Annotated in this window: 18 protein-coding genes, 2 tRNA genes and 3 pseudogenes; 15 read left to right on the top strand and 8 right to left on the bottom strand. The window is 55.3% G+C overall.

From position 1 onward, the window contains the following. Nucleotides 1-2 precede the first annotated feature (2 nt). Both RHM68_RS15545 and RHM68_RS15540 read left to right on the top strand, forming a co-directional pair. The gene (locus RHM68_RS15545; RefSeq protein WP_322216249.1) at nucleotides 3-1238 is read left to right on the top strand and encodes a c-type cytochrome; all 1236 of its coding nucleotides are present in this window, start codon (nucleotides 3-5) and stop codon (nucleotides 1236-1238) included. 71 nt (nucleotides 1239-1309) lie between these two features. After that, nucleotides 1310-1531, top strand: a pseudogene (locus tag RHM68_RS15540) (XdhC family protein); the annotation flags it as partial. A 24-nt stretch (nucleotides 1532-1555) separates the two neighbouring features. Here the strand turns inward: RHM68_RS15540 and RHM68_RS15535 are convergent. Beyond that, a complete protein-coding gene (locus tag RHM68_RS15535) occupies nucleotides 1556-2455 on the bottom strand; it encodes a LysR family transcriptional regulator (RefSeq protein ID WP_322216246.1) in 900 nt (299 codons plus the stop codon). Nucleotides 2456-2571: 116 nt separating this feature from the next. Here RHM68_RS15535 and RHM68_RS15530 point away from each other — a divergent pair, with 116 nt between their 5' ends. Next, nucleotides 2572-3420, top strand: coding sequence for an oxidoreductase (locus RHM68_RS15530; RefSeq protein ID WP_322216244.1), 849 nt, complete (start codon nucleotides 2572-2574; stop codon nucleotides 3418-3420). Nucleotides 3421-3464: 44 nt separating this feature from the next. Here RHM68_RS15530 and RHM68_RS15525 read toward each other — a convergent pair whose 3' ends face one another. Next, nucleotides 3465-4748: an FAD-binding oxidoreductase gene (locus tag RHM68_RS15525; RefSeq protein WP_322216242.1), complete on the bottom strand. Its 1284-nt coding sequence runs from the start codon at nucleotides 4746-4748 to the stop codon at nucleotides 3465-3467. A gap of 183 nt (nucleotides 4749-4931) precedes the next feature. Between RHM68_RS15525 and RHM68_RS15520 the strand changes: the two genes are divergently transcribed. Both RHM68_RS15520 and RHM68_RS15515 read left to right on the top strand, forming a co-directional pair. Next, nucleotides 4932-5008 (top strand) — tRNA-Val (locus RHM68_RS15520). Nucleotides 5009-5190: 182 nt separating this feature from the next. Beyond that, on the top strand, nucleotides 5191-5580 hold the full coding sequence (locus RHM68_RS15515) for a Rap1a/Tai family immunity protein (protein ID WP_322216239.1): 390 nt from the start codon (nucleotides 5191-5193) through the stop codon (nucleotides 5578-5580). Nucleotides 5581-5588: 8 nt separating this feature from the next. On the opposite strand, the gene RHM68_RS15510 is transcribed toward RHM68_RS15515, so the two are convergent. Continuing rightward, nucleotides 5589-5870 carry a tyrosine-type recombinase/integrase gene (locus tag RHM68_RS15510; protein ID WP_322216237.1) on the bottom strand — a complete coding sequence of 94 codons (282 nt, stop codon included), beginning with the start codon at nucleotides 5868-5870 and terminating at the stop codon, nucleotides 5589-5591. Between RHM68_RS15510 and RHM68_RS15505 the strand changes: the two are divergent. Next, nucleotides 5832-6128, top strand: a pseudogene (locus RHM68_RS15505) (phage tail tip fiber protein); the annotation flags it as partial. The gene RHM68_RS15510 and the pseudogene RHM68_RS15505 sit on opposite strands and share 39 nt — an antisense overlap. 1317 nt (nucleotides 6129-7445) lie before the next feature. Here the strand turns inward: RHM68_RS15505 and RHM68_RS15500 are convergent. Next, on the bottom strand, nucleotides 7446-7823 hold the full coding sequence (locus tag RHM68_RS15500) for a hypothetical protein (RefSeq protein WP_322216235.1): 378 nt from the start codon (nucleotides 7821-7823) through the stop codon (nucleotides 7446-7448). Nucleotides 7824-7922: 99 nt separating this feature from the next. Here RHM68_RS15500 and RHM68_RS15495 point away from each other — a divergent pair, with 99 nt between their 5' ends. Further along, nucleotides 7923-8291 carry a hypothetical protein gene (locus tag RHM68_RS15495; protein ID WP_322216232.1) on the top strand — a complete coding sequence of 123 codons (369 nt, stop codon included), beginning with the start codon at nucleotides 7923-7925 and terminating at the stop codon, nucleotides 8289-8291. 167 nt (nucleotides 8292-8458) lie between these two features. On the opposite strand, the gene RHM68_RS15490 is transcribed toward RHM68_RS15495, so the two are convergent. Next, nucleotides 8459-9220 (bottom strand): hypothetical protein, encoded by a 762-nt coding sequence (locus RHM68_RS15490; RefSeq protein WP_322216230.1) that lies wholly within the window; start codon nucleotides 9218-9220, stop codon nucleotides 8459-8461. A 199-nt stretch (nucleotides 9221-9419) separates the two neighbouring features. Between RHM68_RS15490 and RHM68_RS15485 the strand changes: the two genes are divergently transcribed. From RHM68_RS15485 to RHM68_RS15450, 8 genes and pseudogenes are all read left to right on the top strand, one after another. After that, a complete protein-coding gene (locus tag RHM68_RS15485) occupies nucleotides 9420-9758 on the top strand; it encodes an MFS transporter (protein WP_322216228.1) in 339 nt (112 codons plus the stop codon). After that, a complete protein-coding gene (locus tag RHM68_RS15480; protein WP_322216226.1) occupies nucleotides 9755-10102 on the top strand; it encodes a hypothetical protein in 348 nt (115 codons plus the stop codon). The genes RHM68_RS15485 and RHM68_RS15480 overlap by 4 nt, the downstream gene beginning before the upstream one ends. 288 nt (nucleotides 10103-10390) lie before the next feature. Further along, nucleotides 10391-10780: a hypothetical protein gene (locus tag RHM68_RS15475; RefSeq protein ID WP_322216224.1), complete on the top strand. Its 390-nt coding sequence runs from the start codon at nucleotides 10391-10393 to the stop codon at nucleotides 10778-10780. 67 nt (nucleotides 10781-10847) lie between these two features. Continuing rightward, a pseudogene (locus tag RHM68_RS15470) lies at nucleotides 10848-11147 on the top strand (putative metallopeptidase); the annotation flags it as partial. 82 nt (nucleotides 11148-11229) lie between these two features. Continuing rightward, a complete protein-coding gene (locus RHM68_RS15465) occupies nucleotides 11230-11601 on the top strand; it encodes a hypothetical protein (protein ID WP_322216222.1) in 372 nt (123 codons plus the stop codon). A gap of 164 nt (nucleotides 11602-11765) precedes the next feature. Continuing rightward, nucleotides 11766-11830, top strand: a tRNA-OTHER gene (locus RHM68_RS15460). Nucleotides 11831-11958: 128 nt separating this feature from the next. Continuing rightward, nucleotides 11959-12591 carry a hypothetical protein gene (locus tag RHM68_RS15455; protein ID WP_322216220.1) on the top strand — a complete coding sequence of 211 codons (633 nt, stop codon included), beginning with the start codon at nucleotides 11959-11961 and terminating at the stop codon, nucleotides 12589-12591. 108 nt (nucleotides 12592-12699) lie between these two features. Continuing rightward, nucleotides 12700-12960, top strand: a complete 261-nt coding sequence (locus RHM68_RS15450; RefSeq protein WP_322216218.1) for a hypothetical protein — start codon at nucleotides 12700-12702, stop codon at nucleotides 12958-12960. 317 nt (nucleotides 12961-13277) lie between these two features. Here the strand turns inward: RHM68_RS15450 and RHM68_RS15445 are convergent, their stop codons facing one another. From RHM68_RS15445 to RHM68_RS15435, 3 genes are all read right to left on the bottom strand, one after another. Further along, nucleotides 13278-18116, bottom strand: a complete 4839-nt coding sequence (locus RHM68_RS15445; RefSeq protein WP_322216216.1) for a dermonecrotic toxin domain-containing protein — start codon at nucleotides 18114-18116, stop codon at nucleotides 13278-13280. Between the two features lie 164 nt (nucleotides 18117-18280). After that, entirely contained in the window at nucleotides 18281-19726 is a 1446-nt protein-coding gene (locus RHM68_RS15440) for a heavy metal sensor histidine kinase (RefSeq protein WP_322216214.1), read from the bottom strand. Further along, nucleotides 19723-20394, bottom strand: a complete 672-nt coding sequence (locus RHM68_RS15435; RefSeq protein WP_322216212.1) for a heavy metal response regulator transcription factor — start codon at nucleotides 20392-20394, stop codon at nucleotides 19723-19725. The genes RHM68_RS15440 and RHM68_RS15435 overlap by 4 nt, the downstream gene beginning before the upstream one ends. Between the last annotated feature and the right edge of the window lie 30 nt (nucleotides 20395-20424).

Genomic DNA, 20424 nt, shown 5'->3' with positions numbered 1-20424 from the left:
GCATGAAGTCTCTACTTTCCCGCCTGGCGTTGACGGTTGGCCTGGCTGCGCCGGTGTTGCTGGCGCACGCGGATGATCAGGTGAAGCGCGGCGAATACCTAGCCCGCGCCGCAGACTGCATGGCCTGTCATACTGCGCCGCGTGGTGCGCCTTATGCAGGCGGTCTGCCGATTGTTTCGCCGTTCGGTACGATTTATGGCACCAACATCACTCCGAGCAAAGAGCACGGCATCGGTTTGTATAGCGACGAAGAGTTTTTCGCCGCGCTCACCGAAGGCAAGCGCCGGGATGGCGCCAACCTTTATCCGGCGATGCCTTACACCTCGTATCACCTCATGCCGCGTGAAGATTCGGACGCTATTCACGCGTACCTGAAAACTGTCGAGCCCATCGAGCGTGCGGCACCGGTCACCCGGCTGAGCTTTCCGTTCAACGTGCGTCTGGGGCTGATGGGCTGGAACATGCTTTACGGCAAGGACATGCAGCTCGCGCCCACCGAGGGTAAAAGCGACGCCTTCAAGCGCGGTCAATACATGGTCGATGTGCTTGGTCACTGTGGCGAATGCCACACGCCGCGAGGTTTGCCCGGTGCGATGCAGCAGAATAAGCGCCTGACCGGCGGCCTGCTCAATGGCTATCTGGCTCCGAGTTTGTTGGCGAATGATTTAGCGGCTCGCGGCTGGAATCCTCAGGATTTGAGTTCGTTTCTCAAGCACGGCATGAGTGCTCAAGGCACGATGTTCAACGAAATGTTTCCGGTATTTCACAACAGCACCCAGGGCCTCAGCGACCCTGACCTGGCGGCCATGGCGACCTTCCTGCTTGGCGATCAACCGCCAGCCGCGAAAGCCCTGACCGAAGTACCTTTGGACAAGATGAGCGCTAGCGCTCAACGCGGTCGTCAGGACTACCTGAACGTCTGTGCCGGTTGTCACGCCGTGGGCGGTGAGGGTAAGCCGCACATCGCGGTGGCCATGCGTGGTAACACCACCTTGCGCCTGGAAGATCCGCGCAATGTGTTGCGGGTGATTGAGGACGGTATCGGCGAACAGCAGTTTACCGGCTTCGAACGCCTGCAACCGATGCCGGGATTTGCTGGCAAGCTCAGCCACGAACAACTGACGGACCTACTCAACTACCTGCGCCAAGGCTGGGGTGGTCAGTCGGGTGATCTGGCGGTCAGTGATGTGCAGAAGCTGCAAACTGAAGCGCCACCGGCCGAGCACAAGGCGCACTGACATGCAGCTTCTTGGCCTGCCGTCGGGCGTTGTGATGGTCGGCGGCGGGTCAGCGCCTCTGGCGGTTCTAAGCGTTTTACATCGGAGTGACGGGTTTGATGCAACCGTCGTAAAAGCGCTTTGAGCGGTTACGCAGGATTGGCGGTTTTGGCGGTTTTGGCGACATTGAGCGTGCTCGGATTCATGCCCCTATAGGTCTGAATTTGGGCAGCAAGACGCCCACCGAAATCGCCTTGGTCGTACTCGCGGACATCCTGCGAATCTGTAGCGGTATATCGCGCGATCGGCTTTGACGGCATTCGCTATGAGGGGCGTGCTCAATGTTCTTCAGTGTTGGCCTTCACGAAATCAATAAACGCCCGAAGCTTTTTGGGGGTGTTGCTACGTTCGAAGTAGTACAGGTACAGCGTGCTGGTCGGCACCCAGTCTTCCAGCACTGAGACCAACTCACCGCTTTCCAGGTACGCCGCCAGCGGTGCATGGGACAGATACGCAAACCCAAAACCATCCAGCGCCGCCTGCAACAGCAAGTCACTGTCGTTGGTCGCCAGGCGCCCCTTGACCGCAATCCGCATATGTTTGCCGGCGTTTTCGAACTCCCAGCGCGGCAGAGCGCCTGATGCGGCGCTGCGATAGTTCAGGCATTGATGTTGCAGCAGGTCCTGCGGGTGTTGCACAAGTGTCCGGCCTGCCAGGTATTCAGGCGACGCCACCACCACAAAGCGCATGTCCTTGAGGATTGGCACTACAACCATGTCTTGGGCCAGCACATCGTCGTAACGAATGCCTGCATCGAAGCCTTGCGTAACGATATCGATCAGGCTGTTGTCCACTGCTACTTCGAGATTGATGCCAGGGTGCTCCAGCAGAAAACGCCGCAGTAAAGGTTGCAGGATCAGTTTGCTAGCGCTTGAAGGCACGCTCAAACGCAGGGTTCCAGCGACTTCGTCGCCTGCCGCCGAAGCACTGCGTAAGGCCAGCCCCAAGTCTTCCATCAATGGCGCGATTTTGTTGATCAACTGCGCGCCGGCCTCGGTGACGTTAACGCTGCGGGTGGTTCGGTTCAGCAACCTCAGCCCCAGCTGTTTCTCCAGTTCTTTCACCGCATGGCTGACCGTGGAAACCGACAGTCCCGTGGCATCGGCGGCGCTGGTAAAGCTTTTAGTTTGTGCCACCTGCATGAACAAGCGCAGTTGCTGAAAGTCCGGATCTTTCATTGTCTTGTTTTTCCGAAAAGGGTTTGCAGATTATGGCTCTTTTTAGGATAGAGCCGTGTGTCCATACTGCAACGCACTGCTCGCACTGGCGGGCAGCTCCCTGGAGGAAGATCAGCATGACTGCATCGACAGCAAAACCGGTCTGGTTTATCACCGGCTGTTCAACGGGTTTCGGCCGTCAACTAGCCTTGCATACCCTGAGTCTGGGCTACCCCACCGTGGTCACGGCGCGTAATCCCGCACAGGTTGAGGACATCGTCAAAGGTTACGAAGATATTGCTTTGGTGCTGACGCTGGACGTCACCGACCCAGCTCAGGTCAACGCCGCGGTCGAAGCTGCCCACCTACGTTTTGGTCGCATTGATGTCCTGGTGAATAACGCAGGGATTGGTTACTTCGGCTCTTTCGAAGAAAGTGATCTGGACCAGGCGCGCAACATGATGGAAATCAACGTCTGGGGCTTGGCGCGGATGACCCGTGCGGTGTTGCCGGGCATGCGTCAGCAGCGCAGCGGCACCGTCGTCAATATTTCCTCTGTGGGCGGAATCGTTGCGTTCCCGGCGGTGAGTTTCTATCACGCCACCAAATTTGCCGTTGAAGGGATATCAGAATCCCTGGCTCAGGAAGTTGCGCCGCTGGGGATCAAAGTATTGATCGTTGAGCCAAGCGCCTTTCGTACCGATTGGGCCGGTCGCTCGGCCAACGAAGCAAGCCAGACCATCGATGATTACCGTGAAACAGCTGGCAAGCGCATGGAAATGATACGTGGCTATAGCGGCAATCAGCCGGGTGATCCGGTGCGGGCGGCGATTGCTATCGTCGACGCGGTGGAAGCTCCGAATCCGCCGTTACGTCTGTTGCTGGGTAAAGCGGCGCTGGCAGGCGGGCGCGGCAAGATCGAATCGTTGCGTAGGGATTTTGAAGGTTGGGCTGCAGTCAGTGAAGGTGCAGACTTTCCAGGTTGATGCAAAGAGGGGCCGCATCAGGCGGCCCCTTTCACGTCGTTTGATCAGAATCCGAGTTTGTCGCGCAGGCCGTAATACCAGGCACCAAGTGCAGCAAACGGTGTACGCAACAATTGTCCCCCGGGGAACGGATAGTGGGGCAGATCGGCGAAGGCGTCAAACCGCTCAGCCTGGCCGCGTAAGGCCTCAGCCAGCACCTTGCCCGCCAAGTGAGTGTAGGTCACGCCATGACCGCTGCAGCCCTGGGAGTAGTAAATGTTGTCCCCCAGCCGTCCGACCTGTGGAAGGCGCGACAAGGTCAGTAGGAAGTTTCCGGTCCACGCATAGTCGATCTTTACATCCTTGAGTTGTGGGAAGGCCTTGAGCATCTTCGGTCGTATGATCGCCTCGATGTTCGCCGGATCCCTGGCGCCATACACTACGCCTCCGCCAAAGACCAAGCGCTTGTCGCCGGTCAGGCGATAGTAGTCCAGCAAATAGTTGCAGTCCTCTACGCAGTAATCCTGCGGCAACAGGCTCTTGGCCAACGCATCGGCCAACGGCTCAGTGGTAATCACCTGCGTCCCGCATGGCATCGACTTGGCTGCCAGCTCAGGCACTAGATTACCGAGGTAGGCATTACCCGCAACGATGATGAACTTGGCCCTGACCTTGCCCTGCGGCGTATGCACGACAGGATTCGCACCGCGCTCAATACGCACCGCTGGCGATTGTTCATAGACGATACCGCCCAGTGATTCGACCGCAGCAGCTTCACCCAGCGCCAGGTTTAGCGGATGAATATGGCCGCCACTGAGGTCAAGCATACCGCCGATGTATTGATCGCAACCTACGACTTCGCGCATCCGACTTTGGTCCATCAGCTCAAGCTGTGTGTGGCCAAAACGCTCCCACAGACGCTTCTGGGCTTCCAGGTGATCCATCTGCTTGGCAGTAATGGCGGCGAAGACGCCGCCGTCTTTCAGGTCACACTGGATATTATATTTAGCGATCCGCTGCCGAATGATCCGGCTGCCCTCAAACGCCATCTCGCCCAGCAACTGTGCCTGCTTGGGGCCGACACTGCGCTCGATCACATCAATGTCACGGCTATAGCTGTTGACGATCTGGCCGCCATTGCGACCCGATGCACCAAACCCCACCTTCGCGGCTTCGAGCACCGTCACCCGAAAACCGTTTTCCAGTAAAAACAGGGCAGAGGACAGGCCGGTATAACCGGCGCCGATCACACAGACATCAGCCTCTACATCACCCTGCAAGGCCGGACGCGGCTTAACCGCATTGGCCGATGCGGCGTAATAGGACTCTGGGTAAGGGGTGTTCGCCATCCTGCAGCCTCTGTTTAATATATTTTACGAGTGCGTCGATCCTACCCGAGTTAAAAATCGGCCGCCAGCCACCGTAAAATCTTCTTTGCAGCGGCGAAATTAAATATTTTGCATATTCATAGGGTTAGAGCGAAAAAAGGTGTTGACAGCCCTTCGCAATTCCGTAGAATGCCGCCACACAGCAGGCACGTAGCTCAGTTGGTTAGAGCACCACCTTGACATGGTGGGGGTCGTTGGTTCGAGTCCAATCGCGCCTACCAAACAAAATCCGCTCTGCTGGGCGGTCTAGAAGGGGTCACCGGAAACGGTGACCCCTTTTTGCTTTCTGCCTTTGGGCAAACTTTGGGAATATTTTGGGCAAACGACCACCGTGTTCGGAGCGTTTACAAGTACCGGTCAGGCTTTCTATAACATCCGCCGGTCACTCACCTAGGAAGCAATTATGAAGGCATGGATCGCAGCAGCGGCAGCGCTGGGAGGCTTAATTGCGAGTGGACCGATTCCCGCCGCTGATGGTGGAGACGGATCTAAATTTTTTAGCTCCTGCAAAGGTCTGCTTAATTACTGGGATGGAAAGCCGGTAGAGGCTAACTACGATGCAGGAGCTATGGGTTACTGCGCGGGAGTGATACACGGTGTCCGTATCTCGTTGCAGGTATTGAGTCGTGAATTAAAAGACGGATACCCACGATTGTGCCTGCCTGACGATTACGTTGAGGCGGATGGGGTTAGAGCAGTCGTTAAATACATCGAGGAGAACCCCGATAAGTTGACGTTTAAGGAAGGGTTCATAGTTATGTTCGCGCTCCGCTCCGCATATCCATGTAAGTAATCGCGACGTTATACCTTCAGATCCGCGTTCACCTTCATGTAAACCACCGCGTCATCACCGTGCCCCGCCTGGTAGTGCTCGGTCATCTTCACGTCTGCGTGACCCATCAAGCCCTGAATGTATTCCTGCTCAAAACCCTGTTGCTCGTACAGCCAGGCGCCGAGTGCGCGGATCTCGTGGAAAGTGGGGCGCTCGCCGGCCGGCACCTCTTCGTAGGCCTTCGAGTCGTCCCGCACCTGGGCAACACCAAGATTGGCCTGGGCATCGAAAACGTGAACGGTGTGTTTCAAAGCCAGTTTTTGGTAAGCGCTGACCGTTTCGCCATCGTCAATACCATCGCTGGCGGCGCCATCTCGGTTCCGTTCGCGGTACAGGGCGGCCAGGTGTTCATGAACTCGGCGTTTATTGCTGACGGCACGATCACCAACGCCAAGATCGGCAGCTATATCAGTTCGATCAACTACATCGCCGGGCAGCAGGGGTGGATTCTCAACAAAGACGGAACGCTGGAGATCAACGGCGTCGTTCCGGGTCAGGGGCGACTGGTGTCGAAACCAGCATTCGCAATCAGTGCCTGCATCGCCTTCGCCGCGAAGTAGTCACGCAAGGTCATACCCGACAGCTGCCGCTTCGACTCTTCGACGGTTGCTGGCTGAAATGTCTGGTGGTCGTAATCCGCGACCGGGAAGGCTGGCTGCAACCCATCCTCAATCGCTGCGTCATATGCGAGCTGAGCGCCTTCAATCTGGCGATCCATTTGCGCTGCCATGTACTCCATTTCTGCTACCTCAGTGGTTGGTTCACCTGTATTCGTCAACACTCATGCCTCCCGCTAGTTGCCGATGGGCGCGGGGTGAGTGCTGGCGGATAAAGGCGCGGAAGGGGGTTGCTGTTGGGTTCGGCGACTGTTACAAAGCCGGTCGCAAAATGCGCAAAGGACTGCAATCAATGTTTCTACTTATGATGTTTTTTTCGTTTTGGTCGGAAGATCCCGCCTATATCGTTAACGAAGAAAACTGCACATTTGGACACTATGCTGAGCTGCCGAGCGATTACAGGAGTAGTCGACTGATGAAGGGGTGTTTTGCAAACATCAAAGAAGATCACAAGCCTACTATTGGGGGCAGGGCAGAAAAGACTGTGCGCCCATTGAAGGAGTTCAAGCGTGTTCCCGAAGACTCGCGGTAACGTACTCCGATACAGCCTATGTTGAGGAAGGGTGCAGGCGCCTGGCACTACCCGGGATGTGTCGAGTCTGGCCAGCTACGCCCTCGGACTCGCCTGCAGTGTTCTTCTTCATTTGGGGTGGGCCTCCCTTTCGGTTGATGCGCGGTGACATCGTCGGCCCTGCTTTCCGCTGCCTGTCAGGGTGATGGGCGCAGCCTTCAGGCTTGCGACGCCACGCAGGTGAATCGTTGATTTACTTCATGGCCGTATCTCCTGTTGTTCGCTCACTGGGAAGGCAGTGGCCACCTACGAGAATGGGTGATGCAGATGCCCGGTGCTGATCTCCGGGTTGAGAGTCATGCCGCGGTCAGCGCCTATCGGCTACCGCAATATCAGTTATTACGAGCCGGTACCACGAGGGCATAAAATAGTACTTAGCCGGTCAGCGCTCACTCTCGGAACTGTTAGTTTTCAAACCTGCCCATCAGCCTGGGCGTGCATCCGCATCGGGGTGTGATCTGTCCGGGCGGCCAATTCCGGTTGACACCAACGGGTGTGTCTCCCCGCCACGCCGTCGCAATCGCTTGCCGCCAGACGTGAACAAACTGTCTTCCCGAGGTCGTTAACCCTCTCATTTTCGGCTGTTTGCATGCGCCGCAGTCATTTGCATGCTGTTCAGATCACACTCCGATGCGCTCTCACAGAGAGGATCGGGTGGGTAAACCGGATTCGAAGTGACCACCCACTTCCTCAACCATCACCGGTATAGGGCAGTTAACGGCAGGCTGCCGTGGCGCTGGTTGTTCAGTCGTCGCCCCCTGAGCGAGCATCTTTTCGATGTCGTCGGCGCCTGGCTTCTGCCAGTTTTTGATCTGGCCTGTTTCCAAGTCGATGTTGAGGATCAGGTAGTCGCCGTAATGCTGTCCGGGGAAGAAGTCCGGCACATAGCCTTCGTAGCTGCCCACTTCTTCGCCCTGAGCATCTTTCAGGCCGGCGGCGAACCCGTCGCGGACTTTGATGTAGAGGTGCAGCTCAGTCACATCGACCTGCACCGTTTTCTGCTGATTGATTTGCATGCTGCTGTCTCCGGTTGATTTCCCGTCTGGCCCTGTTGCCAAGGCCAGCCAGTGAAATCTGGTCGCCGCCTTTCACACAAGCCATTCAGAGGGATCTAAATGCACCCGGTGCTAGCTAAAACGTTCGGCGGCCTTTCCGCCCAGTACTACATCCGTAATTTTCTTTTTGGGCTGATTTTTCCGGTGCTAATTTATACCGCTTTAACCCACTCAAGCACCGGAGTGTTCACGCTGGGAACGTTCTTTTATTGCTTCCTAAACAGCGCGCTTTACCCATATGCGCGATTCGTCTACGAAAGCATCATGGACTACATTTTTGGCAGCAATGTTTTCTTCGTGAATGCGTTTTCGCTACTGATGACGAAGTTGTTCACGATGGCTATTTGCTGGAGTATGGCGATTTTCATTGCGCCAATCGGACTGGCGTACCTCTATTATCATCACAGCCGGGCCGCAGGTAACCCCTGATATCTAGCTGATGTAGTGACCTCAAGACTCCATCTAACCCTGTTCACTGAACAGGGGAAAAGACCCCGCCACCGAGCGGGGTTTTTATCACCCCAAAGAAAAGATTCCACTGCATCCAGGGCAGCCCTCGGGAAAGCCTGGACGCTGATAAGCACGGTAGCGCAGCGCTACGGAAGAACATTGACGTCCCGAACGTCATCTATCAGTTTTAGGCGCTCTATAGCGCGTCTGCATCCATAGTTAGCTGCCTTTTGGAGATAACGGATCTTTTCCTGCTTAAGGTTCTGCCCTGAAATTTGAGTTGATAGACTCATGTAGAGCTCGGCTCGAATAGCTTTTTCATTGAGAGATGCGATTGCATTTTTGCTCCTAGAACCACTATTCCTGTCGCAGCTAGGCAGAAGCATTGGCTGCGGATAGTACTTGCTTTGCGAAGTTGTATTTTCAGGTAAGGCGTCAATCAATGATCGAAACTCGGCTGTTTTTACATCGTCGAAGCAGTAGCTGATCATCTGTATACCTGCTGGGGCGAACCCTTTTGTCAGGCTAGATTTCAATAAAGAGCAGACCTGATCTACAGCTTGCTCTCTGGGTTCAATGCCTATAGCGAGCCGAGCGAGCCGGTATTGTGCGGCTGGATTTCCGTCAGCGGCTGAGCGCTTGAGTAGTGGGGCTGCCTCCGCCACTAGAGTGCGTAGTTTATTTATGAGTTCTTCTTTTTTCTTTTCGGGAAACTTTTCCTCACTGGGTAACTGACGCTGAATATTAAAAATTTCGTTATCAATGTCGTCAATTTTATCAAGGTAAGGGAGTGCCTTGAAGTAAAGCGTTTCGGCCTCGGGTGAGGCATCTGGCGACTCCGCGTTTGCGATTGTCGCGACGCAAACCAATAAGGTTAATGATAGAAGTTTGATGTTTCTTTTCGTCATAGCGTCATCCTTGTAATTACCTGTCTGGATCGAGCCAATGCCACAACGCAGTATGCCGATTTGCGGGCTAACTTTTTCATGTTCAGGGTCTTGGAATCAATCAGGGCCTTTTCGTTTTCGGCCCCACCACACCCATCGCTATGGCTGGGAGTGCTGCTGGGGCTGATTCAAATCAAGTCATGCCAACGGAGTCGAGCGCATGGAGTTATTGCAGCGCCTGCTCGACAAGATCGACAGGTTTGAATTGCTGATCGCGGGATTGGTCGGCGCCGTCGTTGCCAGTTGGTGGCACAAGGACGACCTGACCGATTGGCGGTCTTGGCTGGTCTTCCTGATCACCGGGTTGGCTTGCTCGTTCTATCTGACGAGCATGGTCAGCGCCTACCTGGGCGTGACCGAGCCAAATATCGTTGTAGGTATCGGCTTCCTACTGGGGTCATTCGGCGGCTCGCTCATGACAGCCATCAATCGAGCCATTAAATCCGCTGACATCTGGGCTTTCATCCGCCAGCGGTTCGGGGGAGGCAATCCACCATGAACCTTGAACTTATCAACTCGATGGCCTGCGGCCTGATCTCGCTCTGGGCGACCTGGTGCGTACTGAGCGGCAAGGTGCGCGATGGGATCCTCGGCAAGCTGATCTATTCGACTATCGCCATCAGCGGTTTTGTCGTTATGGCGCGTAGCCAGAACATCTTCTTCGGCCCGACCTCTGCCGGCCTGACGCTGCATGTGTCCCTGGCCCTAGCCGGCGCCCGCCACATCTTCATGGTCACGTACTGGCAGCCGGTGAAAGCCTGGATCTGCCGGACGCTGAACTGTGAGCACTGCCTGTCGTGCGACAAGCATGGGCCGGGCAAGAACGACCGCAGGAAAACCTAATCCGCGACACGTTTCGCGAATCATCAAATTGTGTCGCGACATTGGAGAAGGGCATGAGCAACGTCACCCGGCTGCGCCACGCTCTACCGCTGAGCCGGACATCAATAAGGCCGTCGCCGATCTGGATGGTGCCATAGACAAGGTGTTAGATTACAGCCTCAAGCGCTGGATAGCGCTGGATAGCGCTGACGCGCTACCTCCATGAAGGTGCTGTGCCCATCAATTACAGTCGAGTTTTGCTCCTGATATGATCGGCGGCTTTTCTCTATCTTGTTCAAGGTCGAATCAATGAAAGCGTGGCCCAAGATAAAAAGTTTGGCATTGTTGTTACTGGTGAGTCTGTTACTCAATGCGTTAGTCCGTCTCTACCTGCGCCTCACGTTCATTTTGACTCCCATTGATTCGAGCACTTCGCTGGGCCGCGACATACTGCTTCATCAGATGCAGGAAGTCCTCGGTATCACCTTGGCCAGTGCGCTGATTCCGGCCTTGTTATTGCTTTTCAACTATCGCCTGACGGCCTACGGCGCGTTGATTATCGGCTTCCTGCTCTGCCTACAACTGCCGCAGGCCGTAGCCCTAGGCCAACTGTTAACTTTGTTTTGGATATTGATGGTGATCATATGGCTAGCCTGGAACAAGCTGCGCGGCCTATATCACTACTACCGCGCCAAGTAGCTCCCTAGCGCCATTCAGAACTCTCCCCCTTAACCATGACAACAAAGCAACCCGATTGGGGGATGGCATGGACAGGCCGCGCCCTCCAGCGTCACTAATCGAACTGTCTGAGCTTTCCGACTTCGGTATCCGCCTGACTCCAGCCCCAGAGGTTTGGGAGTGGCTCCAGGCCGAGATCCTTTCCGACACCGGCAGCATTCACAACGAAGATCATGCCCACCTACTGGATGCAGACATCCGGATCATGTGGGCGTCCTCGCACTTCGAGAAGCAGGGCCGCACAGTCCTGGGTCAGGCCGAGCAGGTAGCGTTCCGCGCTGGTGGTTGGCAGAAAGCCCGAATGGAACAACAGATGCGTGATTGGTTCTTCTACGGAAGATCGCAAACTTTAATCCAAGACGCTCAAGCCGCTTTATTTCTTCGGCAAATCCTTCGATCCGGTCATAAAGGTGAGTGACCAGCTTGCCTTTGGCCATCATCTCCCAGTTGAATTTTGTCTCTGCATCTGTAGCCATGCGGTTGGCAGCCAACAACGCAGTTCTAACCTGTGCCAGTTCGGCGCGCAGGATGTCGCGCTCGGTGGAGGCTTCGCCATGCATCCGCACCAGGCAGAAGATGTCCTCTCGTGCTTTGCGCAGTTGCAGGGTCAGTTCCTGGACTTCGTTTTCCAGCATCAATTTGTAATGGGTGATGGTTTCCAGTTCGGTCGGACATCCAAGCCAGTCGCTGGTGTCTTCTATTTCGAGAGGGTCCACGGTCATGCCTTATTTATACTGTTCATGCATACAGTAATCGAGGCGCGGCGGATGGACGAGGGCTAGGCGACGAGCAGTAGGTGTTTGAGACGGCTATCGGTCGGCAGGACGCCGGGGAAGGGAGGACTACTGTAGGAATATACAACGCTAAGTTATTGATTCTTATAGGGTGGTATGTTGGTTTTTCGCAGGCCTAAAACCACCTTTTTTTCCTTATAGATCATTAGGTTAGGTGTGCTTTGCAGTCACCTTGACATGGTGGGGGTCGTTGGTTCGAGTCCAATCGCGCCTACCAAACAAAATCCGCTCTGCTGGGCGGTCTAGAAGGGCCCACCGAAAGGTGGGCCCTTTTTTGTTGTCTGTGTCCCGTCCTGAGTAAGGTTTACACCTTCTGATCTATTTTCAGGAGTGATTCGCAAAACGTTGGAAAAACGAATCACCCAGTTCAAATCCTCAGGTCTGCCGTCATCTTCGCTGGTTGGCGCTGGGCGTGCAGGGGCGTGCATGCGGGTGGTGTCGGTTATAAAGTTGGCTGCGTTTGACCTGCGCCGTCACGTTCTTTTGCGGAACCATCTAAAGTTGATATCAGATGGCTTGAATGATCAGCTTTCAGTCAATCGCGGGAGGTGCAAGGCTATGGTCGACACTCGTCGCAAACTGCTCTGGCATGGCATGTTTTTGTTCTTCCTCGGCCTATGCACTGGCCTCATCGAGCAGCACTTCAACAATCCTCGAATGGGCCTTGCCGCACATCTTGAAGGGGTAATGAACGGGATCTGTCTCCTCGCGATAGGCGCTATTTGGATGGAGATACACCTCTCTCCACGCAATAAGGCAATTGCCTACTGGGCCGCGCTATACGGCACTTATGCAAACTGGGGGGTAACAACACTTGCCGCCATTCTGGGGACGACGGCCATGTCACCATTTACTGGCGCAGGGCGCGCGGCCATCCCATGGCAGGAGAGTTTGGTGACGGCGGGATTTATCAGTGTTGGATTCGCCATCATAGTCGCCGCACTGCTGATGCTCTGTGGCTTGCGCCAAGCCGTATGACTCATCTGGCACCTGCCCGTGTGGTTTGTTAGATTCAGAATTCAAAAATGGATTTGGACTGCATCCGAATGACTCATTACGAGTCGAGGTGTTTTCAGGAGTTTTGGTATGTTGATTTATGAGCGGCTTTCTGACGAGCAACGCGAAGAGGGGCTTAACGAAATTCTTGAGAATGCTCAAGATCGCGAGGCCGGAGTTATTCGGCAAGTTCTTGACCGAGGGTTGGAAGGCTTAACCCCAAGGCAAGCTTGGGTTTTTGCAAATAACATTGATCCGCTTTTTGAAGAGGGGTGCTCAATCAAATCCTGTACACGTCCGGCATTCGTAGGTCGCGAATTCTGTGACGTCTGCGAAATAAAATTCGGTTGAGCAATCCAGTTCAATGCGCGTCAATGATTACTGAATACTCATCGCTTGAATTTGCTCAGCCGCAGCGCCTCAATACACTCAAGAGGGCTGTGGCTGAGTTGTTTCGGAGGTGTTGGTTTCTCCCGCCCGGCCCTGTCGCCAAGACCTGTCGGTGACATCACGTCATCGTTTAATGCCCCGGCAGCGCGCGATTTCCTCGTTGTATCCTGCGCGTTGAGGAACGTCCTTTCCCGCTAGGTCGAGTTCTGTCCAAGGCGTTTCTACTCGACATGAAAAACCGCGCTTGAAAGAACCATATTGGTCCCTGGGCAATATTTTCAATTGTAGAAAAATAACTTCCTGGCCATGGCCGGCGAAACTTTGCTTCGCCAGATTCGGGTGATTTCACGGTCGTTTTTTGCCTGACTCAATTGCGTTTTGAAACCGAGAAAGCGCTGTGCGGATGTTTTCAGGTGCCCGGCGGTGAAGGCGTCAGCTTTGGCATCGAGGCGCGCGTAGTGAAAGTGCGCATACCACAGTGGTTCTCTTGAGTGTTTGTCCTTGATGACGAACTCAGTGAGAAAGTCGGCGGCTTGGGTCGGTTTGCGTGTACTTATCGGTTCGATGTCGACGGCGTGGTGAGTCCAGAGGAAATCGATTTTATCGGGCGTTGGAGACTGTAATTTGTACCCCGCTATCCGGTACCCCGTGCCTTTTGTTCGCAGGGCTTGGGCCGCAGCGGAAAGCTCGCTCAGCATTGCTGTCTTCTGGGGTGAGAGGTGTGGCGCCTTCTGGAGTTCGGTCGCCAAACCTTCCAGGTCTCCAGCCCTTTGCGTCAACAAGGTATCCCAGTCAGCCGGGGTCTTTTCTTCGCGCAGCACCGGATCTCGGATCATCTGTGACATTTCCCGATCAATCAGCGTTTCCAGCTTTTTGCCTTCCATCAGTAACTTATTGCCGGCATCGATAATAGCTTTCACGGATCGGGTTACCGGAGGGGGAGTCGGCGTTTGCTCAACCTCCAGAACATATTCATTTTCCTCGGCGTGTTTGTGGTAGCGCGAAATCGTCTGTTTAGTCAGTGGATCGCGGATTTCAATGACCTCTCCCTCGTTGCCGGCAGCCGGTTCCTGGAGTTCGCCGACCAGGGTGCGTTGGTTCCGTGTCCTGAATACTCGCCTGTTTGCTGAGCGCTCTTTCGCCGATTTGCTCTGAGAGGCTGTGGCGGGTAGGTTTTCCTGTTCCAGAATCAACTGGGCAAGATCAGACTCTGCGCTCTGTCTAGCGGCCCTTATGTCATCGATAAAACGCTGATTGTAAGGTGCACGACTGAATTGTGGACCGTATTCATTCAGCAGCAGACTGGCGTCTTCGGTCGCTTGATACTGATTAATGAGGGTCTCGTATACGGCTTGGCGCTCTTCGAACGTAAAGCCTGCCGTAGAGCGTATAGCAATATGAGAGATGATCGCGTCTTTGAATGTCTTCAGCGGAGGTAGCGTCGTGTAGAGGTCCTGGAATGGGGTGGGAGACACCACGCTGCGATCGACACTGAGTTCGCGCAGGATCTCCAGGTCCTGCAGTTTGATGTTGAGTTCGTTGAGCACGGCTGAGCCATCAACCGCTTTCAGCAGGTTGTTGCGTTCTCGCGCAGCTTGCGTCGAATCGGCTTGCATTTCATCGATGGTCGACTCAAAGCGACGTGTCCATTCATAAATATGTTGGTCAAACTGATAGGTGCTCCCCAGTGCTTGAATGTACTTGCGATAAGGAAGAGGGTCGCCTGCATCCAGTGTGGCTTGTACTCGATTTGCCAGCGTTGTTAGCGGTTCTCCGGCGGTACTCCCCTGAAGAAAGTCAGAGCTGAGACTGACAGCATGGTTCTGTACGACAAGTTGTGATGAAGCAATAGCCGAAAAAAGTTTGGCTCGTTGCTGGGTTGGCGCATCCGTTCTATCGAACTCATTTTCCCTGCGGCTGAAGTCGATCAGTTGACGCCGTATCTGTTCCAAGCTCATGGCATTCGCCTGCAGTGCCTGCAACTTTTCAAGGGTGTTCAGCCAGATGTTTTGGGTTTTTTCCAGCTCTGTGGCGTGTCGGGTTAGCAAGGCTGGTTTTTGGTACTCGTTGGCATTTTCTATGAGCATCCAGATCAGGTGCAGTTTTTTGACCTGCTGCGCATAGGCGGCCTGTGCAATGTCGAGTTGCTCTGCCGCCTGCTTGAAATTTTCGATACCGTCGATTTGTGCTGTATGGGTGGGCTGTTTCTCCAACGCGAGATTCTCAAGTTTTTCCAGATTCTCTCGTTGTTTGGCAGCCATCCTGTTTTTGGGACCGCCACCGGTTAACTTAAGCCCTTGCTCAAGAGTCCAGTGGCCGCGCCCGTCGCTCTTCAGTTTGATTCCTGGGTGATCGGGTTTCTCAGGGTGAATGATGTAAACCTCACCGAGCCCTGGAACGATATGGACCCGGAAAAACAGCCCAGCGACGGTTGCATGCCACTGATAGTTGATTTTATACAGCCCTCTGAATACACCTGTTTGAAGTGGTTCAAACGTTCCGGTTGGCCAATTGACTCTGACCTCTCGCAACTGCTCTAGCAGGCGCGTTGTGGATGAGTCGCGCCCCCGTGATTTGTCGAAATCCAGGAGCGTATTGCCACCGCCTGGCGGCTCGGCTGGCAGGCCTATTGCGCCTGAGGTGATGGTGGCGCTTGGGCGATCATTGACCGATTGATTGGGCGGGCGACGCACTGAATCCAGGGCAATTCGAGATTTCGCCAGCCCCTCTTCGGACACTGATTGAGCGGGTGATTCTAGCTTGTGGGCGCCGTGCAGCAGCAACATAGCGATGTTCATCAGGAAATCGACCCACGCGACTTCACGGGTGGTCGGGTCTTCACTGTCAAGCTGGGGAATATCTTTGATCAAGCTGGCGGTCATCGACATCATCCACCCAGCGAGCATAATCGGGCCGCTGAGGGGGAGGGCCAGCAAGGTGTTGAACAAGGTCCAGCCGCCCTCCAGCAGGATGGCCCATCGACTTTCGGCATTGGAAACCGAGTCGCGGTCTCCCAGGTTGACCAGTGCTCTGGCTTCGCTGCCGAACAGGTACTGCATCAGGGTGCCGTTGTGCAGTGACTGTAATAACTCAGAGCTGTCGTCATCAGGAGCCAGGCTGGCAGGCTCGGGTTTTTCCGGGATGCCAAAAGGGTCGATTTGTGAAAATTGATGAATGTGTGGTTCGTTGAATCCTCCGTTGTCATAAATCGGCCGTGCGCGCTCTGGTAACCATGCCAGAACGCTTTGCTGCAAATCTCCGTGTTTGGCAATGTCGGCCATCAAGGCCTCACGGGTTGGGTATTCGAACAGCGAGGCGCTGTAGATTGGGCGGTACAACAGATGTGGCCCGATATTAGTGTCTTTAGGCTCAATGATGAACATGTTGTCGACCACGTCGTAACCATCGGCTTTTCTTGAAAAGGCCAACGGGCGGATCACCACTTCCTGTCCGTCGATGACGCGATCGGCATAAGAGGGGCGCAACACCGCGCAGATACATTGATAGCCGCGTCGGGTGACGCCGTTTTCGTGCTTGATCGAATGCTCAAGCGCCTTCATGGGCAAGGCGACTTTAAGTTCGGCTGCGAACAAATCTTGACGCTTCTGGGCATCAGGGGTCCCGCTCAACAACAGGTCTCTGATCAATTGCGGGTAGGTTTTGCCGACATCTACCACGGTCACCAGGCTTAACAGGTAGTCGGGTGTCATCCATTCCTGCGTCGCCCCTTCGCCCGTATAACGAAAGGTCATGCGGCCTTTCGGTCTGCCCGCGAGATTTTTTAGTGTCAGCTCTGTCAGTGACATGACCACGGGCTGGATGTAGCCGCTGCCCAAGTCGCCGACAGGTACATGAAACGTTAATTCCAGTTCACCGGGCTCGTACAGCGGTGCCAGGGGGTGGTCCTGGTGCATTTGTTGTTGCAACGCCTTGGCCGCGAACACGCGTATATCGTTAATTCCGTCCGTCCATGATTTGCCGGTTGCGGCCTGATTGAGGCTCGTCAGTTCAAGGCTGTGGGTGCGATACGCCAGTTGATCGATCACTTCCGCATGACGCAGCCAGCCAGGCAGCGCTGATTGCATTAGTCGAAGTGGGGCGGGATTTGAAAACGACGGACCATGGAAAAGTGGTGTGATATCGGTGATTTCATGGAAACGCTGCTGCAACTGGCTCTTGCTCATCTGCGCGGGTAACTTGACGATTTCCAGGTCCTCAAGTTGTTGGTTTAGCAGCAAGGCCGCCTGAATATCGAAGATGTCACCGGCAGGTTCATAACGTTTCCAGACGAGGGTATCGATGTCGAGTGTGGCGGCCAGGTTCTTGCCCCATGCCGCGCCGAAAGCGTCTATAGAGCGGAAGGGTTCCGCGACGCCGGAGGTATTCCATAACAGTACGCGCTCACCCTGCACCAGCAATATTGCGGTAGCTAGCAATGTGGTGCTGGACATAGCTTTGGTTACGGTGGTTTCGATGCAGTAGGCATGGATTTGATCGATGATGTTGCTCGCGGCAGCGTGCTCCTGACTGTCGGGATTATCGGCCAATCGATTGAGAAGCGCCCGCTGCTCGTTGTCGAGGCCCGGCTGCCGGATGGCTGTACTTCGCAATGAATTACGCAACTGATCTCCCAGCCACTGCCAACGGCTGGTGCCGGTATCGGCCTGTGCATTCCAATAGTCCGTCAGGGCTTGCTGGAAACCGATATGAACAGTGCTAGGTAACTGGCGCAGCGCGCGCTCAATGAGTGGCATGTCCGGTGCGGTTGCAGGGTAATCGCCTGAAATTGCACGGTAGCGGACGCGGGTTGCGCGCGGGGTGATGAGGTAGCATTCGCGGTCGTCGATTTTGTTCGACAAGTCTGGCAGTTCCCCTCGGGCCAGATAGTGAAGGGCTACTTCCAGCAGTGGAGTGGTGTCGTAACCTCCTAGCACGTTAGGCGATGCGACGTTTATCTGAGTGATGGGGGTGTCCAGTGCGGCAACGCTTTCAGTGATGAAATCTTCCAGCCTCTTGGCGACGACCTGGCGTAAGGTCGGTCGATCGGAAAACTGGGCATTGACGGCGCGAGCCTGGATATCGACATAGGTCGATGAAGAAAGTGAGCGGTCTTGCATTGTGGAACTCCATGGCAACAGGAGAATTGGTTGGCATCGGGGGCGGCTGATGGAAAGTCTCCCCGTTTTTTCCACAATAGAACCTGCCGGCCACATCTGTGCGGTAGCCCAATACCACCTACCGGTATTTGATAAATGCTTGTCAGGTGCTCAGGACCTGAAAATCAAAAAAGCGCAGGCTTCGATTTTTTGTCGGTGTTTAATTCTTCCAGTACTCGTTCCGGGAAAAACAGCTCGAAAAACGTTACCCCGTCGTCGCTGCTGACACTGTAACGTCCGCTGTGTAACTGCATGATCGTGGCCACAATCGAGAGCCCCAACCCGTTGGATGTTGCCGACCGTGCTCGAGACTCTTGCGCTCGATAGAAGCGTTCAAACAGTTTGGGCAGGTGTTCGGCCGCAATGGTCGCGCCGTGGTTGCTCACCCGCAGGCTGATCCCGCCGGGCGAGGGCGTTGCACTGATGCTCAGTTCTGAGTCCCGCGCGCCATATTTGATCGCATTGGCACACAGGTTTGCCAAGGCTCGGCGCAACAGCATCGGCTCAGCCCATATCACCCCGGCGCCTTGTACGTTGATACGCATGCCGACGTCCGCGGCCAGCCCTTCAAAATAATCCGCCATGCGTTGCATTTCGTCGGCCGCGTCCAGCTCCTGACGCTGGCGCAGCGCGCTGGCCGGGTCAGTCCGCGCCAGAAACAGCATGTTGTCGAGCATGCGGGTCAGGCGCTCCAGTTCTTCGACGTTAGAGGCGAGTAATTGTTGATAGGCTTCGACGCTGCGATTTTGCTGGAGAGCAACCTGGGTTTCGCCCAGGAGATTATTGATCGGGGTGCGCAGCTCGTGTGCCATGTCGGTAGACACCTGGCCTAGTTGGGCGAAGCCTTTACCCAGGCGATCCAGCATGGCGTTGAACGCGTTGATCATCGGCAGCACTTCCCGAGGTGCGCCCTCGCTATTCAGACGTTCCGCGAGGTTTCCAACGCCAATGCCCTTCGCCTGAAGCGCGAGGCGACGTAATGGACGTAACCCGCGATACACCAAAATATAGCCGCAGAGGGCTAGCAGCACTGCGGCGATGCTGGCCAGGATATAAACGCTCAGGCGGTAGTTGGCCAGCACGGAGGTACGCTCTGTCATCATCCGACCGGCCACCACTTGCAGGCTGCCCTGATCGCCCGAATCGATGGTCGCGGCCAACGCAGCGAAGGGCACACCATTGACTCCGGGAAAATGCTGCACGTCTTCCAGGGTTAGCGGGTGGTCGGTGGGCACTGGCGACAAGGTCGGCATTTCGAGGTTGCCGGGGTTGACCACCAGCAACGGTTTTTGCCCAGGGGCGACAACGGTCAGTAGGGATTCGCGGTTGCCGAGCATGTTCTGGAACAACGCCGGTTTGGTCTTGATCAAATCCAGGGTATTGCTGTCGTTGAGGAAGGTCCGCAACTGATCAACGCGGCTTACCAATGCAATGTCGTCCCGCCGTATCAGTTCACGCTCAAGGCCGTGATAAAGCGCTACACCCAGGGTTGTCAATGAGACAAACGCCAGCAAGGCAAAGAGCAGCGCCAGCCGCAAGGTCAGGGAATGCGGGTGGCCATTGATGTTCATGACTGTGTATCAAAGCGATAGCCGATGCCGCGTACGCTGTGGATCAGCTTGAGCTGGAACGGATCATCTATTTTTAGGCGCAGACGACGCACGGCCACATCCACCACATTGGTGTCGCTGTCGAAATTCATGTCCCAGACCCGCGACGCAATCAGCGAGCGTGATAACACTTGGCCCAGATGCGTGGCGAACAGATGCAGCAGGGCGAACTCCTTGTTGGTAAGGGCAATGCGCACGCCGGCTCGGGTGATACGCCGCTTGAGCACGTCGATTTGCAGGTCGGCCACGTGCAACTGCTCTTCTTCCCGGGACGGGCCGCGTCGGGTCAGGGTCCGCAGGCGCGCCACCAGTTCGGCGAAAGAAAACGGTTTGACCAGGTAGTCGTCCGCACCCAGTTCGAGGCCTTTGATGCGGTCGGCAATGTCGTCGCGGGCACTGAGGAACAGTACCGGCGTATCGGCTTCCTTGCGCAAGCGCCGGAGCACTTCCCAGCCGTCCATTTTCGGCATCATCACGTCGAGCACAATGACGTCGAAGACGTTTTCGAGCGCCAGGTGCAGACCGTCTGCGCCATTGCGCGCAAGGCTGACCGAGTAGCCGAGTTCCTGCAGGCCATTGAGCAAGTAATTGCCTGCCTTGGGTTCGTCTTCAACGACGAGAATGTTCATGGTGATGGGCCTGACTCAGTGTCGGTGAAA

It is taken from the genome of Pseudomonas sp. DC1.2 (genome assembly GCF_034351645.1).
Lineage (GTDB): Bacteria > Pseudomonadota > Gammaproteobacteria > Pseudomonadales > Pseudomonadaceae > Aquipseudomonas.
Note: the sequence above shows the minus strand (reverse complement) of the source record. Positions and strands in the feature narration are given on the sequence as shown.